Annotated in this window: 16 protein-coding genes; 2 read left to right on the top strand and 14 right to left on the bottom strand. The window is 75.8% G+C overall.

Features of this window, described 5'->3' with window-relative positions; all coding sequences use genetic code 11:
- Window positions 1-67: 67 nt before the first annotated feature.
- The 14 genes from BUE37_RS13955 to BUE37_RS13890 all read right to left on the bottom strand — a co-directional run bounded on the left by BUE37_RS13955 (window position 68) and on the right by BUE37_RS13890 (window position 13,825).
- Complete coding sequence (locus BUE37_RS13955) at window positions 68-1,156, bottom strand: MSMEG_0565 family glycosyltransferase (protein WP_073420906.1); 1,089 nt, start codon at window positions 1,154-1,156, stop codon at window positions 68-70.
- Window positions 1,153-1,968 carry a carbon-nitrogen hydrolase family protein gene (locus tag BUE37_RS13950; RefSeq protein WP_217651268.1) on the bottom strand — a complete coding sequence of 272 codons (816 nt, stop codon included), beginning with the start codon at window positions 1,966-1,968 and terminating at the stop codon, window positions 1,153-1,155. The genes BUE37_RS13955 and BUE37_RS13950 overlap by 4 nt, the downstream gene beginning before the upstream one ends.
- Before the next feature lie 5 nt (window positions 1,969-1,973).
- The gene (locus BUE37_RS13945; protein ID WP_073420905.1) at window positions 1,974-3,308 is read right to left on the bottom strand and encodes an MSMEG_0569 family flavin-dependent oxidoreductase; all 1,335 of its coding nucleotides are present in this window, start codon (window positions 3,306-3,308) and stop codon (window positions 1,974-1,976) included.
- The gene (locus BUE37_RS13940; RefSeq protein ID WP_073420904.1) at window positions 3,301-4,134 is read right to left on the bottom strand and encodes a carbon-nitrogen hydrolase family protein; all 834 of its coding nucleotides are present in this window, start codon (window positions 4,132-4,134) and stop codon (window positions 3,301-3,303) included. The genes BUE37_RS13945 and BUE37_RS13940 overlap by 8 nt, the downstream gene beginning before the upstream one ends.
- Window positions 4,131-5,564: an MSMEG_0567/sll0787 family protein gene (locus BUE37_RS13935; protein WP_073420903.1), complete on the bottom strand. Its 1,434-nt coding sequence runs from the start codon at window positions 5,562-5,564 to the stop codon at window positions 4,131-4,133. The genes BUE37_RS13940 and BUE37_RS13935 overlap by 4 nt, the downstream gene beginning before the upstream one ends.
- 10 nt (window positions 5,565-5,574) lie before the next feature.
- Window positions 5,575-6,615, bottom strand: coding sequence for an MSMEG_0568 family radical SAM protein (locus BUE37_RS13930; protein WP_245794609.1), 1,041 nt, complete (start codon window positions 6,613-6,615; stop codon window positions 5,575-5,577).
- Between the two features lie 59 nt (window positions 6,616-6,674).
- On the bottom strand, window positions 6,675-7,232 hold the full coding sequence (locus tag BUE37_RS13925) for an MSMEG_0572/Sll0783 family nitrogen starvation response protein (protein ID WP_217651267.1): 558 nt from the start codon (window positions 7,230-7,232) through the stop codon (window positions 6,675-6,677).
- Window positions 7,233-7,257: 25 nt separating this feature from the next.
- Window positions 7,258-8,100 carry an amidohydrolase family protein gene (locus BUE37_RS13920; protein WP_073420901.1) on the bottom strand — a complete coding sequence of 281 codons (843 nt, stop codon included), beginning with the start codon at window positions 8,098-8,100 and terminating at the stop codon, window positions 7,258-7,260.
- A gap of 255 nt (window positions 8,101-8,355) precedes the next feature.
- On the bottom strand, window positions 8,356-9,744 hold the full coding sequence (locus BUE37_RS13915) for a metallopeptidase TldD-related protein (RefSeq protein ID WP_073420900.1): 1,389 nt from the start codon (window positions 9,742-9,744) through the stop codon (window positions 8,356-8,358).
- The gene (locus tag BUE37_RS13910) at window positions 9,741-11,252 is read right to left on the bottom strand and encodes a TldD/PmbA family protein (RefSeq protein ID WP_139252989.1); all 1,512 of its coding nucleotides are present in this window, start codon (window positions 11,250-11,252) and stop codon (window positions 9,741-9,743) included. The genes BUE37_RS13915 and BUE37_RS13910 overlap by 4 nt, the downstream gene beginning before the upstream one ends.
- Window positions 11,253-11,290: 38 nt before the next feature.
- Window positions 11,291-11,629 (bottom strand): UBP-type zinc finger domain-containing protein, encoded by a 339-nt coding sequence (locus BUE37_RS13905; RefSeq protein WP_073420899.1) that lies wholly within the window; start codon window positions 11,627-11,629, stop codon window positions 11,291-11,293.
- A 24-nt stretch (window positions 11,630-11,653) separates the two neighbouring features.
- On the bottom strand, window positions 11,654-12,403 hold the full coding sequence (locus BUE37_RS13900) for an SDR family NAD(P)-dependent oxidoreductase (RefSeq protein WP_073420898.1): 750 nt from the start codon (window positions 12,401-12,403) through the stop codon (window positions 11,654-11,656).
- Window positions 12,404-12,506: 103 nt separating this feature from the next.
- Window positions 12,507-12,860, bottom strand: a complete 354-nt coding sequence (locus tag BUE37_RS13895) for a nuclear transport factor 2 family protein (protein ID WP_073420897.1) — start codon at window positions 12,858-12,860, stop codon at window positions 12,507-12,509.
- Complete coding sequence (locus BUE37_RS13890; RefSeq protein ID WP_073420896.1) at window positions 12,860-13,825, bottom strand: alpha/beta hydrolase; 966 nt, start codon at window positions 13,823-13,825, stop codon at window positions 12,860-12,862. Before BUE37_RS13890 ends, BUE37_RS13895 begins: the two co-directional genes overlap by 1 nt.
- Before the next feature lie 103 nt (window positions 13,826-13,928).
- Here BUE37_RS13890 and BUE37_RS13885 point away from each other — a divergent pair, with 103 nt between their 5' ends.
- Together BUE37_RS13885 and BUE37_RS13880 are read left to right on the top strand one after the other, a co-directional pair.
- Window positions 13,929-14,432 carry a MarR family winged helix-turn-helix transcriptional regulator gene (locus BUE37_RS13885; protein ID WP_073420895.1) on the top strand — a complete coding sequence of 168 codons (504 nt, stop codon included), beginning with the start codon at window positions 13,929-13,931 and terminating at the stop codon, window positions 14,430-14,432.
- 16 nt (window positions 14,433-14,448) lie between these two features.
- Entirely contained in the window at window positions 14,449-15,252 is an 804-nt protein-coding gene (locus BUE37_RS13880) for an MBL fold metallo-hydrolase (protein ID WP_073420894.1), read from the top strand.
- The last annotated feature ends 6 nt before the right edge of the window (window positions 15,253-15,258 follow it).

The raw sequence follows: 15,258 nt of genomic DNA, 5'->3' as shown, positions 1-15,258 counted from the left end.
CCCCGGGAGCGCGGGATCGACCCCAGGAGCCGGCTCCCCGGAGGGCCAATAACGCGACAAACGCCCTCTACAGGGACGCGTAGAAGCGCAGGTGGGCCTCGGCGGCGGCGTCCCAGGTGTGCCGGGCGGCGAGCTCCTCCCCCGCCGCCCGGACCACCGGGTCGCGCTCCCCGCCGGCGGCCAGCAGCTCCGCGGCCAGCTCCGCGGGGTCGCCGGCGAAGCGCGCCGCGCCGCCGAACACCTCGCGCAGCACCGGCAGGTCGCGGGTCACCAGCGGCACCCCGGCCGCCAGCGCCTCCATGGCGGCCAGCCCGAAGCCCTCCTTGGTCGAGGGGAAGGCGAAGACGTCGGCCGCGGCCACCAGCGAGGGCAGCTGGTCGTGCGCCACGGGCCCGAGCACCACCGGGTAGACGCCGAGCTCCTGCGCCCGCGCCTCCACCCGCTCCCGGTAGCCGCGGTGGTCGAACAGCGTCTCCCCGCCGGCCACCACCAGCGACAGCTCCGGCCGCGCCCGCTGCACCGCCGCCATCGCCTCGACCAGGTCGAGCGTGCCCTTGCGCGGCTCGATCCCGCCCACGGCCAGCACGTACGGGCCCAGCCGCGCCCGCCAGCGGTTGCGCGATGCGGCGCCGCCCGGGCCGGCGGCCGCGGCGAACCGGGCGGCGTCGACGCCGTTGGGGATGACCGTCGCCGTCCGCCCGTACCCGGCCGCCACCTCCGCGGCGACGGCGGCGCTCACGCACACCAGCGCGGCAGGCCGGCGCACCGCGCGGTCGTGGCAGGCGACCAGCTCGGGCGTGGTGAACGCGTCGAGGTGGTGCACGGTGCGCACGCAGTCGGCGACGGCGTTGGCGCTGATGCAGTCCTGGGCGTGCACGACGTCGTGGCGCCCGCCCGCGGTGGCGAAGGCTGCGCCGAGCTCCTCGATCGAGCGCAGGATCCGCGCGCCGACGTCCTCCCCCGGCCGGTCGGGGAACGGCACCAGGCACACCCGGACGGCGGGGTCGACGGCGCGGAAGAAGCCGCCGTCGCCGCCACGGCCCAGCGACCACACGGTGACGTCGCACCCGGCGCGGGCCAGCGCCTCGGCCAGGGCGAGCGTGTGCACGACGCCGCCGCGCGGGCGGGTCGAGTAGGTCAGCAGTGCCACCCTCACCGGTAGGCCTCCGGTCGTCGCTCGCGCAGGTGGGACAGGACGGTGCGCGCCCGGGCCACCTCGGCGACGACGTCGAGCTCGGCCAGCGCCAGCCCCGCCTTGGCCCAGGTGCGGGCCAGCACGTCGCCGCCCGGGCCGACGACCTTCGCCTGCCCGAGGAACCGCAGCCGGCCCATCGACGCCGTCTGGTTCGCCGACACCCACACCACCTGGTTCTCCGCGGCGCGGGCGCAGTCGTAGAGGTCGAACAGCCTCGACTGGCGGTCCTGCACCAGCCGCGGCGCCCGGTCGGTGAGGCTGGCGGGCCACGCCGACAGGCAGGCCACCAGCAGCGCGCCGTCGGCGGCCAGCGTGCGGGCGGACTCGGGGAAGGTCTTGTCGTAGTCGACGAGCATGCCGATCCGGCCGAGCGGGGTGTCGAACGCGGCGAACCGGTCGCCGGCCCGGTAGGCCGTGCGCTCTCCGGCCGGCTGGTGCACCTTGCGGTGCCGGCCGAGCACGCCGTCGCCGGTCAGGCACACGGCGGTGTTGTGGTGCACGCCGTCGGCGACCTCCCGGTAGCCGACGCAGACGACCATGTCCTCCGCGGTGGCCGCGACGCGCTTCAGCTCGGGCGCGTCCTCGGGCAGGGCGGGCGGCAGCTCGCCGGCGTCGGTGCCGGACAGGTCGCCCAGGTAGCCGCCGAGGGTGGCGTCGGGGAAGACGAGCAGCTCGACGTCGCGCGAGCGGGCCGCGGCCACGATCGTCTCCACCTTGGCCAGGCACTGCTCGAGGTCGCGGCCGAAGTGCGCCGCCACCGCCGCCACCCGCACGGGTCTCAGCCCACGGTCGGCGCGGGGCCGGCGGCGGCCAGCGCGAGCTCGCGGTCCAGGCCGGCCCGGGGCGCGCCGGCCAGCCGGGCGGCGACGTGGTCGGCCAGGTGCTCCGCGTCCCGCCCCACCCCGGAGAACCGTCCCGACCCCCAGGTGTGCAGCCACGGCAGCCCCAGCACCGACAGCCCGGGCACGCTGGTCACCCCGCGCACGTGGGTCGGGTACCCGCGCCCGTCGAAGGCCGGCAGCCGCACCCAGCTCCAGTCACTGGTGAAGCCGATGCACCAGACGACGGCAGCGATCCGCGAGGCGTCCAGCGTCGTCGGCGCGTCCGGCCCGGGCGCCCACACCGGCGTGTACCGGGCCTCCTCGGGCGCGTCGATGCCCTCCGCGGCGATGAACCGGTCGACGGCGTCGAGCACGTCCTGGTTGACCCGGTCGGCCGAGTCGAGGTTGGCCGCGAGGTCGTCGGCGAAGGTGAGCGTGGCGCCGGAGAGCTCCCGCAGCACGCCGTAGAGCCGCATCCCGTCGCGGGCGAAGGCGCGCAGGTCGATGTCGCGCCCGCCGTCGCGGCCGGTGACGTAGTGGTTGGTGCCCAGCCGGGCGGCCTCGCCGTCGCGGTGCTCGGTCACCGGCATGTCGTAGTGGCCCATGTCCGACAGCCACGCGACGACGTCGCGCCCGCGGTAGGAGCGGGCGACGCGCGGCGCCCGGCCCACCGCCAGGTGCACCCGGCGCCCGGCCAGGTGCAGGTCCTCGGCGATCTGCGCGCCCGACTGCCCGGTGCCCACCACGAGCACCTCGCCGTCGGGCAGCCGGTCCGGGGAGCGGTACTCCGCCGAGTGCACCTGGACGACGTGCCCCGGCAGCTGGGACGCCCAGCCGGGGACGACGGGCCGGTGGTAGCCGCCGGTGGCCAGCACGACGTGCTCCGCGGTGAGCGGGCCGGCCGTCGTCGTCAGGGTGAAGCCGCCGCCGGGTGCGGCGTCGAGCCGCTCGACGGCGGTGCGCTCGAGCACCGGCGGGTCGAAGGACGCGGCGTAGCCGCGGACGTAGGCGACGATCTCGTCCCTGACCATGAACCCGTCGGGGTCGTCGCCGCGGTAGGGCCAGCCGGGCAGCCGGCACTGCCAGTTGGGCGTGACCAGGCAGAACGTGTCCCAGCGGGCGTCGGACCACTCGTGCGCGACGGTGTCCCGCTCCAGGACGACGTGCTCGATCCCGCGCCGCCGCAGGTGCCACGACATCGACAGCCCGGCCTGTCCCCCGCCGACGACGGCGACCGGCACCGACGACGGGAACGGGACGCGGGCCGTCCCCCAGCTGGTGCGCTCAGACACCGGCGAGCACCCCGTAGGCGTCGGGACGGCGGTCCCGCAGGTGGCCCATCGAGCGGCGGGCGCCGTCGAGCAGCGCTCGGACGTCGACGTCGGCCACGGCGGTGCCCTCGCCGACGCCGGTGGTGGCCAGCACGTCGCCGCCGGGGCCGACCACCTTCGCGCTGGCCACGAAGCGCAGCGAGCCGAAGGTGCCGGACTGGTTGGCCGACACCCACACCACCTGGTTCTCCAGCGCGCGGGCCTGGTCGAACAGGTCGAAGCGGCGGGTCCAGCGGTCGGCGGCGAGGTCGGGGCTGGTGGCGGTGCGCGCGGCCGGCCAGGCGGACATGCAGACGACGACCTCGGCGCCGTCGAGCGCGAGGGTGCGGGCGGCCTCGGGGAAGGCCTTGTCGTAGCAGATGAGCATGCCGATCCGGCCGACCGGCGAGTCGAAGGCGCGGAACCCCTCGCCCGCCGCGTAGCTGGCGTTCTCGCCCAGCGGCTGGTGGACCTTGCGGTGCACGCCGAGGACGCCGTCGCCGGTGACCGCGACGGCGGTGTTGTAGCGGGAGGTGCCGTCGGACTCGCAGAACCCGGCGGTGACCACCATGTCGCCGGCGAGCTGGGCGAGCAGCGCCACCTCGGGGCCGTCGACCTCCAGCGCCGGCGGCAGGTCCGGCGTCCCGCCACCGCTCAGGTCGGCGAGGTAGCCGCCGAGGGTGGCCTCGGGCAGGGCGAGCAGCTCGACGCCGCGGGCGCGGGCGTCCTCGATGAGCCGCCCGATGCGGGCGAAGGCGGCCTCCAGGTCGCGCCCGAAGGGCGCGGCGACCGCGGCGAGGGTGGTCACGCTGCTTCTCCTGTGGCTGGGCCGAGTCCGGTGACGGACCCGGGGAGGGCGGGGGTGAGTGAGCCGTCCGGCCAGCGCAGCCGCACGCCCGAGCCGGGGACGAGCTCCCCGCAGACGGCGGTGGTCGCGGGGCCGGCCGGGGCGACCGGGCGGCCGGGGGCGTCGGCGGTGAGGAAGGCGGTGCCGGGGAAGCAGGTGGCCCAGTCGCCGGTCGTGGCGCCGTCCGGCCGGGGGACGGCGGCGACGTCGAGCACGGCGCCGCAGCCGCTCGCCTCGGCGAGCATGCCGAGGGTGCCGACCAGCCCGGCCATGCTGACGTCCTTGGCGGCCGCGGGGGCGGTGCGGGCGACGACCGACCCCATGAGCTGCAGCTCCGCGCGGGTGCGGCCGCTGGTCGAGTCCCACTGCCGGCCGGTGTGCCCGCGCCGCCAGCCGCCGCCGAGGTCGGCGGTGAGCGAGACCGCGTGCCCGGGGCGCCCGCCGCCGGCGGGCACGGGTCGGTCGGTGCGGCCGAGGGCGGTGACGCCCAGCGCGGCCGGGACGCCGACCTGGGTGTGCCCGCCGAGCACCGGCACGCCCCACGCGTCCGCGGCCGCGCGGAGCCCGGCGAGCACCCGGGCGACGAACGAGGCGTCCCGCCCGGCGACGGCGTCGAGCAGCCCGAGGGGTGCGGCGCCCATGGCGGAGAGGTCGTTGACGTTGACCAGCACGCCGCACCAGCCGGCCCACGCGGGGTCGCGCTCGACCATCGACGGCAGGATCGCGTCGCACGCGGCGACGACGTCGGTGCCGGGCACCGGGGCGCCGTCGTCGCCGACGAAGCCGGATCCGCCCAGGTGCAGGCCGGCCAGCAGCCCGCCGAGCGGCGCCTTGGTCGCCTGCACGAGCGCCGTCAGCCGGCCGACCGGCCAGGTGACCGTGGTGTGCGGCGCCCCGCCGACCTCCGCCGCCCCGGTGACCCGCCAGCCGAGCCGGGTGAACAGCCGCAGGTACCGGTCCTGCACGGTGGCGTCGAAGCGCAGCGCCCCGGCGGCCTCGGCGTGCGCGCAGGCGGCGGCGACCAGCGCGGCGCCCGTGCCGTGCGGCGCGCCCGGCCGGACGACGAGCCGGGAGCCGGTCCACCAGCCGACGTCGGGGGCGCCGGGATCCGCAGGGCCGAGCCGGACGCCGCCGAGCACCGTCCCGTCGGTTCCACGTGCAACCAGGGTGACCGCGCGCGGGTCGTCGTCGGCGCCGTCGAGGTCGGTGCCCACGAACAGGCCCTGCTCCTCGACGAAGGCCGCGTGGCGCAGCGCCCGGTGCGCGGCGGCGCCGTCGGGCCCGGCCTCCTCCACCCGCCACGGCGGCGCGGGCGCGGCGAGCCGGTGGTCGACGAGCAGCACGCTGCGCTCGAGGCTGGCGAGCTCCTGCGGGCTCAGCACGGTCCTCATGCCGCCGTCCTCACGCGCCGGCCGCCGACAGCGCGGAGCAGGCGCCGCAGGCCGCGCAGCCGGCGCTCTGGTCGGCGCCGCGCATCGAGCGGGCGCGCAGGCCGGCGGCCACCCGGCGGGTCACGTCGTCGAGGACGAGCGGGTCGGGCGCTCCGACGCCGTCGGCCACCGCGAGCGTCCCGGCCAGCGGCCGGTAGGGGACGACGAACGGGTAGACGCCGCGGTCGGCGAGCCGCAGCGCGCCGGCGACCAGCTCGTCGGGGTCCTCGCCGAGGCCGACGAGCAGGTAGGTGGAGACCCGGTTGCGGCCGAAGACGCGTACCGCCTCGTCCCATGCCGCGTCGTACTGGGCCATCGGCACGGTGGCCTTGCCGGGCATCCAGCGGCGCCGGACGTCGTCGTCGAGGCTCTCGACGTGGATGCCGATGGCGGTGGCGCCGGCGTCCCGGAGCTCCTGGATGGCGTCGAGGTCCCCGGGTGCGGGCGGCTCGCACTGCACCTGGACGGGCAGTCCGGGGACGGCGGCGGTCACCGCCCGCACGCAGCGGGCGAGGTGGCGGGCGCCGCGGTCGCGGCCGTTGGTGGTGCCGGTGGTCATCACCACCTGCCGGACGCCGTCGAGCCGGACGGCGGCCTCCGCGACCTCCGCGAGCTGCGCCGGCGACTTGACCGCGGTGGTGGAGCCCGCGGCCAGCGACGCCTCGATCGCGCAGAACCGGCAGCGCTGGTCCTCGGCGTAGCGGACGCAGGTCTGCACCACGGTGGTGGCGAGGACGTCGCGGCCGTGCAGCCGGGCGATCTGCTCGTAGGGGACGCCGTCGGTGGTGGTGAGGTCGTAGAAGGCGGGCCGGCGCACCGGCGTCGCCTCCAGGCCCAGGTCGGCGCCGTCGAGCAGCAGCCGGCCGCCGCTGATCGAGTACGGGCTGTCCGGGTTGACCGGCAGCGCCGTCGGGACGCCGTCGAGGAGCACGTGCCCGTCGTCGCTGGGCCCGGCGCCGGCGCGGCGGGAGACGGGGGCGTCGACGCGGACCCCGAGGACAGCGACGTCCACGCGGGTGCCCACCCGCGTCGGAGCGCGTCCGGGAGCCGCGGTCCCCGGGGCCGCCGTCATCAGAGGTTGTAGGTGGAGTTGATGATCGCGCCCTTGCGCGCGTAGTGGATCAGCGCGTCCTGGACGTCGAGCGGGTGGCAGGGGATGCAGCCGGCGATGAGGTCCTCCTCGCGCAGGCCGTGGAGTGAGAGGCCGAAGCGGCAGACGTAGACCGTGCCGCCCTCCTCGATGAACCGCTCGATCTGGGTGTTGATGTTGTGCTCGCCCGGGAAGGCGGAGTCGCCGGTGGTGGGGAAGCCGCGGGTGGCCATCGCGTTCATGGCGGCCGGGCCGTAGAAGTAGAGGACCGACTCGTAGCCCTTGCGCAGCGCCCGCAGCGCCTGGAGGCACGCGACGAAGCTGACCGAGGACTCGTGCGCGATGCCGTGCACGAGCGTGAAGTACGACTCGCCCTCGCCGGCCTGGTAGTCCGGGAAGATCTTGGTCGAGCCGTAGAGGTTGCTGCCCGGCGGGAGCGAGGGGTGCGGGACCTCGGCGAGGCTGGCCTGCTGGGCTGCCTTCAGGTCCTCGTCGGAGATGAGCGGCGTGCCGGTGGTGGCGGGCAGGGTCTGGGTCACGGTCGTGCCTTCCTTCTCGAGGGGATCAGCCGAGGCCGTGGAGGGCCTCGAAGTTGCGGCGGAAGAAGAGGTCGGCGAGCTCGCCGTCGCCGGTGGCCGCGGCCAGCCGGGCGGACTCGCCCTCGAAGTCGCCCCAGGGCTGGTCGGAGGCGAACAGGACGCGGTCGGCGCCGGTGCCGTGGCGCTCGATCTCCCGGGCGAACCAGCGCGGAGCGAAGCCGATGGCCCAGCTGGTGTCGGTGTAGACGCGCTTGCCCTCGGCCACCCAGGCGAAGAAGCGCTGTCCGATGAGCTTGATGTGGCCGCTCATCCCGCCGCCCATGTGCACGAGGTGGACGGCGACGTCGTCGGCGTAGCGGTCGACCAGCGTGCCGACCTCGTCGAGGTCGCTGGCCGCGCCGGGGCTGGTGTGCACGTGGACGACGAGGCCGTGCTCGCGGGCCGCGCCGAAGATCGCGTCGAGCTGCGGGCGGCAGGCGTCGTCGCCGGCCCGGCCGCCGAGCAGGAAGGAGAGCTTGAGGGCCCGGACGCCCGGCTCGCCGGCCAGCGCCAGCGCCTTCTCGGTGGCGGCAGCGTCCTGCGGGCGGGGGCTGGTCCAGAGCCCGGCGACGACGCGGTCGTCGCGCTGGGCCGCCTCGACGACGAGGTCGTTCAGCGCGAACGACGTCGTCGGGTCGGGGACGCCGTAGTTCGGGATGACGAGCGCGCGCTCGGTGCCCTCGCGGTCGAGGTCGGCGAGCAGCTCGTCGATCGTGGCGCGGGCGGTGGTGTCGGGGTTGACCGGCGGGCCGCCGTAGAACGGGTGCGCGGGGAGGACGCCGAGGTGGCGGTGCGCGTCGTGCACCCGCCAGCGGGTCGGCGTCGTCATGGCGATGACCCTGGCGGCCTCCCGTTGCCCCCTGGTGACGTCCGGAACGAGTTCTCGTTTCCGGATCGAGCGCGCCGCTGACCTGCTGTTCCGGGTCTGTTGCCGGACCCGCACGGGCCGTCGTCACCCGGGTTGCCGGGGTTCCTCGCGCACTGCCGGTCCTGCAGCGCCGTCAACGCAGGAGGAACACCGGCAGTGCGGCCCCATCCGCCGTTCGCGCGCGGAAGGCAGGGGCCAAGAGCGCTACGAAGGCCCTCAGCTGGCCGGGGACACCGAGCTCATGTTGAAGTCCGGCACCCGGACCGGCGGCATCGCGGCGCGGGTGAACCAGTCGTTCCACTCGCGCGGCAGCGTCCGCTCGGTGCGGCCCGCCTCGGAGATCCGCCCGAGCAGGTCCACCGGCGACTCGTTCCACCGGAAGTTGTTCACCGCGCCGGTCACCTCGCCGCCCTCGACGAGGAAGACGCCGTCGCGGGTGAGCCCGGTCAGCAGCAGCGTCTGCGGGTCGACCTCGCGGATGTACCAGAGCGTGGTGAGCAGCAGGCCGCGGTCGGTGGCGCCCACCATGTCGTCCAGCGACGCCGTCGCCTCGGGGGCCTCGAGCACCAGGTTGTCGACGGCGGCCACGGCCGGCGCGGTGGTCTTGAGCGCCCAGGCCCGCGGCCGCACCAGGTTGGTGAGCACGCCGTCGCGGATCCAGTCGACCGCCGGCGTCGCCATCCCGTTGTCGAACACGCTCGCCGACCCCGATGACGCGCTGACCACCTGGAACGGCGCGGCCTCCAGGCCGGGCGCGTGCGGGTCGCTGCGCAGGGTCAGCGGGAGCTGGGCCAGCCGGTCGCCGATCCGGTTGCCGCCGCCGGCGCGGGCGAAGACGTTGCGGCCCTCGTCGGCGTCCCGCGCCTCCATCGTCCAGTAGGCGTAGAGCATCAGGTCGCTCACGGCCGACGGCGGCAGCACCGTCTCGTACCGCCCCGCCGGCAGGTCGACGCGGCGCTGCGCCCAGCCGAGCTTGCGCTCGACGTCGGCGGCGAGGTCGGGCACCGACACGTCGCGGAAGTCGCGGGTGCCCACGCCGGCCCACACCGACCGCGAGAAGTCGGTGCTCTTGCCGTTGAGCTCCACCCGGCCGGTGGGCTGGTCGTGCCGCAGCCGCAGGCCGGTCGAGGTGCCCACGTAGGTGGTGGTCAGCGAGTGCTCGGCGTAGCCGAACAGCAGGTCGCCGCGGGAGCGGGCGGCGCCGAAGGCCTCCCCCAGCGCCGGCGCGAACTCGGTGAACACCTCGATGGAGGTCTCCGCCGGGTCGGCGTCCCAGTCCCCCGCGCCCGCCGGCGCCTCCGACACCAGCGGCACCGCGTCCTCGGCGGGACCGGCGTCGCGCGCGGCCTGCTCGCTGGCGGCCACCAGCTCGGCGACGTCGGGCGTGCCGGTGCGCGCCACCGTGCCGGTGGCCATCCCGGCGCCGCCGTCGACGAAGGAGACGACGACGACCTGGCGCGAGCGCATCGCCCCGTTCGTCGTCAGGCTGTTCGACGCCCACCGCAGGTTCGCCTCGGTGCTCTCGACGACGTAGGCCACGCACCCGTCGGCGGTGGAGGCGGCCAGCGCCTGCTCGACGAGCTCCTGCGCGCTCAGCCGGCTCATCGCCCGCCCTCCTGCACCGTGTTGAGGATGGTGACGCCCTCGAAGAGCGCCGCCGGGCAGCCGTGGCTCACCGGCGCGACCTGCCCGGGCTGGGCCTTGCCGCAGTTGAACGCGCCGCCGAGGCGGTAGGTCGAGGGGCCGCCGACGGCGCGCATCGAGCCCCAGAAGTCCGTCGTCGTGGCCTGGTAGGCGACGTCGCGCAGCTGACCGGCCAGCCGGCCGCCCTCGATGCGGTAGAAGCGCTGGCCGGTGAACTGGAAGTTGTAGCGCTGCATGTCGATCGACCAGCTCTTGTCGCCGACGACGTAGATGCCGCGCTCGACCCCGCCGATCAGGCCGTCGAGGTCCGGCCCGTCGTCGGCCGGCTGCAGCGACACGTTGGCCATCCGCTGCACCGGCACGTGCCGCGGCGAGTCGGCGAACGCGCAGCCGTTGGAGCGGTCCATCCCGCCCATCCGCGCGGTGTTGCGGTCGACCTGGTAGCCGACGAGCACGCCGTCGCGGACGATGTCCCAGCGCTGGGCCTCGACGCCCTCGTCGTCCCAGCCGATCGTCGACAGCCCGTGCTCGGCCGTGCGGTCGCCGGTCACGTGCATGAGCTCGGAGCCGTAGCGCAGGCTGCCCAGCCCGTCGGGGGTGGCGAACGAGGTGCCGGCGTAGGCGGCCTCGTAGCCGAGCGCCCGGTCCAGCTCGGTGGCGTGGCCGACCGACTCGTGGATGGTCAGCCACAGGTTGGAGGGGTCGACGACGAGGTCGTGGCGGCCCGGCTCCACCGACGGCGCCTTGGTCTTCTCGCGGAGCAGCCCGGGGATCTCCGCGAGCTCCGCGGCCCAGTCGTAGCGGCCGTCGGTGAGGTACTCCCAGCCGCGGCCGACCGGCGGGGCGATCGTGCGCATGCTCTCGAAGGCGCCGGTGGCGCGGTCGACGGTCAGCGCCGTGAACTCCGGCGCGATGCGCACCCGCTGCTGCCGCGTCCGGGTGCCGGACGTGTCGGCGTAGAACTTCTGCTCCTTGACGTGCATGCAGCCCGACGTCACGTGCTCGACGCCGTCGGCGGCCAGCAGCCGCTCGGACCACTCGGTGAGCAGCGCGGTCTTGTCGGCGTCGGGCACCTCGAACGGGTCGACGTCGTAGGAGGACACCCACGCGCCCTCGTGCGGCGGCTCCGGGGCGAGCTCGACCCGGTCGGTGACCAGCGCCGCGGACACCTGCGCGACGGCGACCGCCTGCTCGGCCAGCCGCACCGCCTCCGCGGCGGTGAGCACGACGCCGGCGGCGAAGCCCCAGGTGCCCTCGTGGACGACGCGCACGGCGAGGCCGAGGTCCTCGCCGTCGGCCAGCGACTCGAGGCGGGCGTCGCGCAGGTTCAGCGACTGCGTGCGGATCCGCTCGACGCGCAGGTCGGCGTGCTCGCAGCCGAGGTCGACCGCGCGGGTGAGCGCCGCCTCGGCGAGCGCGGACAGGGGCAGGGCGAGGAAGGACTCGTCGACGTCCCGGGGCTGCACCACCGCCCCTGTCTACCAGCCGGGCCGCCCCCGCCCCGCCCTCAGTGCAGGAGCCGCTGCCAGTCCGCGGGGACCCGCCCGGCCGGCCCGGGGGCGGGCTGGTCGGCCGGGTGCTCGGTCGGCGGCGCGAGCCGCACGCCGCGCGCGTAGCGCTCGTCGACGTAGTCCCACGCCCAGTCCTCACCGGGCTCGAAGCTCTGCACGACCCGGTGCCCGGTGGCCGCCGCGTGGGCCGACGCGTGCTGCGACGGCGAGGAGTCGCAGCAGCCCACGTGGCCGCAGGCGGCGCACCGGCGCAGGTGGAACCACCAGCCGCCGGTCGCGTCGCACTCCACGCAGCCGGTGCCGCTCGGCGGGACGTCCGGGTCGATCTGCTCCATCGGGTCCTCCTGTCGGGGTGCGGCTCAGACCTGGTCCTGGCCGCCGTCGAGAACGAGCTCGCTGCCGGTCATGAAGCTGCTCTGGTCCGACGCCAGGAACAAGGCCCCGGCGGCGATCTCCTCGGGCCGGGCCAGCCGGCGCAGCGGGATGCCCGCCGCCATCCCCTCGACCATCGCGTCGGCGGCGGCGTCGTCCGGGGCCAGGCCGCGCAGGCCCGGCGTCGCCGTCGACCCGGGCACCAGGGTGTTCACCCGGATGCCGCGGCCGGCCAGCTCGACCGCCCAGGTGCGGGCGAGCTGGTGGATCGCCGCCTTCGACGCCGCGTAGAGGCCGAACGCCGGGGTGCCGTGCAGGGTCGCCGTCGAGCCGGTGAGCACGACCGACGCGCCGTCGTTGAGCAGCGGCAGCGCGCCCTGCACGGTGAAGACCGTGCCGCGGACGTTGCGGTCGAAGGTGTCCGCGTAGTGCTGCGGGGTGATCTCACCGAGCGCGGCGAACTCGCCGCCGCCGGCGTTGGCGAGGACGACGTCGAGGCCGCGCCCGGCCGCGGCGATCGTCTCGAAGAGCCGGTCGAGGTCGGCCTGCTCGGCGACGTCCCCCGGCACGCCCACCGCGCCGTGCCCGATGCCCTCCACCGCCTCGTCGAGCGCGTCCTTGCGGCGCCCCGTCACGAAGACCTGCGCACCCTCCGCCGCGAACCGCCGCGCCGCGGCCAGTCCGATGCCCGAGGTGGCGCCGGTGACCAGCGCCGTCCTGCCGTCCAGCTGTCCCATCGTTGGTCCCTCCCGTGTCGTGGTGTGCGCCCGGGAGAGCTCGCATGACATGTCACGCATTCCGCCGGCGGACGGGGACGCCGGCCGACGCCCCCGCCCTGCGTCAGGCGTCGAGCACGGTCCAGAGCCGGGCGATGCGGCCGTCCGCGACCTGGGCGACGTCGAGACCGCCGAGCACCGGCTCCGCACCCGGCGGGCCGAGGCGCCACGGCCGCATCCCCAGGTCACCGACCCCGCGGAAGGGCCCGGCCGGGGTGAAGACGAGGCCCGGCCCCTGCGCCAGCAGCCCGGTGACCGTGGCCGCCAGGTCCTCGCGCCCGCGCGCCGTGCGGCCGTCGTCGGTGAAGACGACGTCGTCGGTGAACACGTCGGCGATCGCCGCCGCCCGTCGCTGCGGGTCCGGCTCGTTGAAGACCTCCTGCAGCATCCGCTCCAGGAGCTCCTCCGCCCCGGCCATCAGTCGGTGCCGAGGACGCCGCGCAGGAACGCGATGCCCTGCTCGATCGCCGCCTGCGCGGCGAACGTGTGCCGCAGCGGGTTGAGGCCGACGAAGTCGTGGATGATCCCGCCGTAGCGGACGGCGGTGACCGGGACGTCGGCCGCCCGCAACCTGGCGGCGTAGGCCTCGCCCTCGTCGCGCAGCACGTCGGCCTCGGCCACGATCACCAGCGCCTGGGGCAGCCCGGCGAGGTCCTCGGTCGAGGCCCGCAGCGGCGAGGCGGTGATCTCCGCGCGCTGCGCCTCGTCGGTCGTGTACTGGTCCCAGAACCAGCGCATGCCCTCGCGGGCGAGGAAGTACCCCTCGGCGAACTGCTCGTAGGAGCCGGTGTCGAACGACGCGTCGGTGACCGGGTAGTAGAGGAGCTGCCCCCGGAACTCCACCCCGCCGCGCTGCTTGGCGAGGATCGTGGCGACCGTGGCCATGTTGCCGCCCACCGAGTCGCCGGCGACGGCGAGGCGGGAGGCGTCGAGCCAGTGCTCCGGGCCGTTCATGGCGATCCAGTCGGCGACGGCCCAGACCTGCTCGATCTGCGTCGGGTAGCGGTGCTCGGGCGCCAGGTCGTAGTCGGGGAACACGACGGCGGCCTGCACGCCGACGGCGAGCTCGCGCACCAGCCGGTCGTGGGTGACGGGGCCGCCGAAGACCCAGCCCAGGCCGTGCACGTAGAGGACGACGGGCAGCGGCCCGGTGGCGCCCCGCGGCCGGACGATGCGCACCCGCACCTCGCCGGTCGGGCCGCCGGGGACGGTGAGGTCCTCGACGTCGGCGGGCGCGAGGACCGGCGGCGGGTCGGTCTGCACCGCGACGGCGATCTCGCGACCCTTCTCCGGGGCCAGCTGGTAGAGGAACGGCGGGGTCGAGTTGGCGTCGGCGAACGCCTGCGCGGCGGTCTCGAGGACGGGCGGGACGGGCTCGGACATGGTTGCCTCTCGGCTCGAGGACGACGGATCGCGGTCCGGGGTCGACGCTGACGGGGCCGCCGTCCGGCAAATTACATGACATGTCACGCAATGGGGAGGGCCGGTGCTCACCGACGAGCAGCAGGAGACCTGGTTCGCCTACATGCGGGTGTCGCTGCGGCTGGCCTACGAGATGAACCACCAGCTGCAGACCGACAGCGGCCTGTCCCTCGCCGACTACGACGTCCTCAACGCCCTCGCCGACTCCCCTGGCCGGCGGCTCCAGACCAGCGCCCTGGCCACCCGCATCTCCTGGGAGCGCAGCCGGCTGTCCCACCACCTCAAGCGGATGGGCGGGCGCGGCCTGGTGGAGCAGGCCCCCTCGGCGCAGGACCGGCGGGCCACCGACGCCGTCCTCACCGACGCCGGGCTCGCCGCGCTGCGCGCCGCCACGCCGGGCCACGCCGCGCTCGTCCGCCGGCTGTTCTTCGACGGGCTGGACCCGGCCCAGCTCCCGGCGCTGCGCGCGGCCCTGGAGGCCGTGCACGAGCAGGTGGTCGAGCACGGCACCCTGCCCCGGCCGGCGGCGCACCAGCACCGGCTGCCCGGGTTGCAGACCGGCGGGTGACGGGTAGCGGGGAGCCATGGCCGACCCCGCGGACGACGTCACGCTGACCTTCGGCGGCAACGCGACGACGCTGCTGCGGCTCGGCGGCTTCACGCTGCTCACCGACCCGAACTTCATCGGCCGCGGGCAGCGCGTCTACCTCGGCAAGGGCCTGTTCGCCAAGCGGCTGACCGACCCGGCGCTGCTGCCCGACGACCTGCCCGACCTCGACGCCGTCCTGCTCTCCCACCTGCACGGCGACCACTGGGACCGGATCGCCTACGCGAGCATCGACACGGCCACGCCGGTCGTCACCACGCAGGCCGCCGCCCGGACGCTCGCCTCGCGGGGCTTCTCCGCCACGGCGGACCTGCGCCCCTGGCAGGTGCACGAGCTCGCCCGCGGCGAGGAGACGCTGCGGATCACCTCGGTGCCCGGCGAGCACGGCCCGGGAGTGCTCGCGCGCGTGCTGCCACCGGTCATGGGCAGCGTGCTGGAGCTGCTGCGCGGCGGCGAGGTCACCTGGCGGGGCTACGTCACCGGGGACACGCTCTTCCGCCCGTACCTGGCGGAGGTGCTGCAGCGCTGCGGGCCGCTCGACGTCGTCGTCCCCCACCTCGGCGGGACGAAGGCGCTGGGCTTCACGGTGACGATGGACGGCCGGCAGGGCGCCGACCTGGTGGAGCTGTTGCGGCCGCCGGTCACGGTGCCGGTGCACTACGACGACTACGACCGGTTCGCCTCGCCGCTCGGCGACTTCGTGCGGGAGGTCGCCGAGCGGCGGGCGCCCGGGGAGGTGCGGGTGGTGCAGCGCGGGGAGACGATCTCGCTGCGCGCCTGACGCGGC

Origin of the sequence: Geodermatophilus nigrescens, assembly GCF_900129495.1 — a bacterium.
In the GTDB taxonomy this organism is placed as follows: Bacteria; Actinomycetota; Actinomycetes; order Mycobacteriales; family Geodermatophilaceae; genus Geodermatophilus; species Geodermatophilus nigrescens.
The sequence above is the reverse complement of the archived record's forward strand: the minus strand, read 5'-3'. Positions and strand labels throughout refer to the sequence as shown.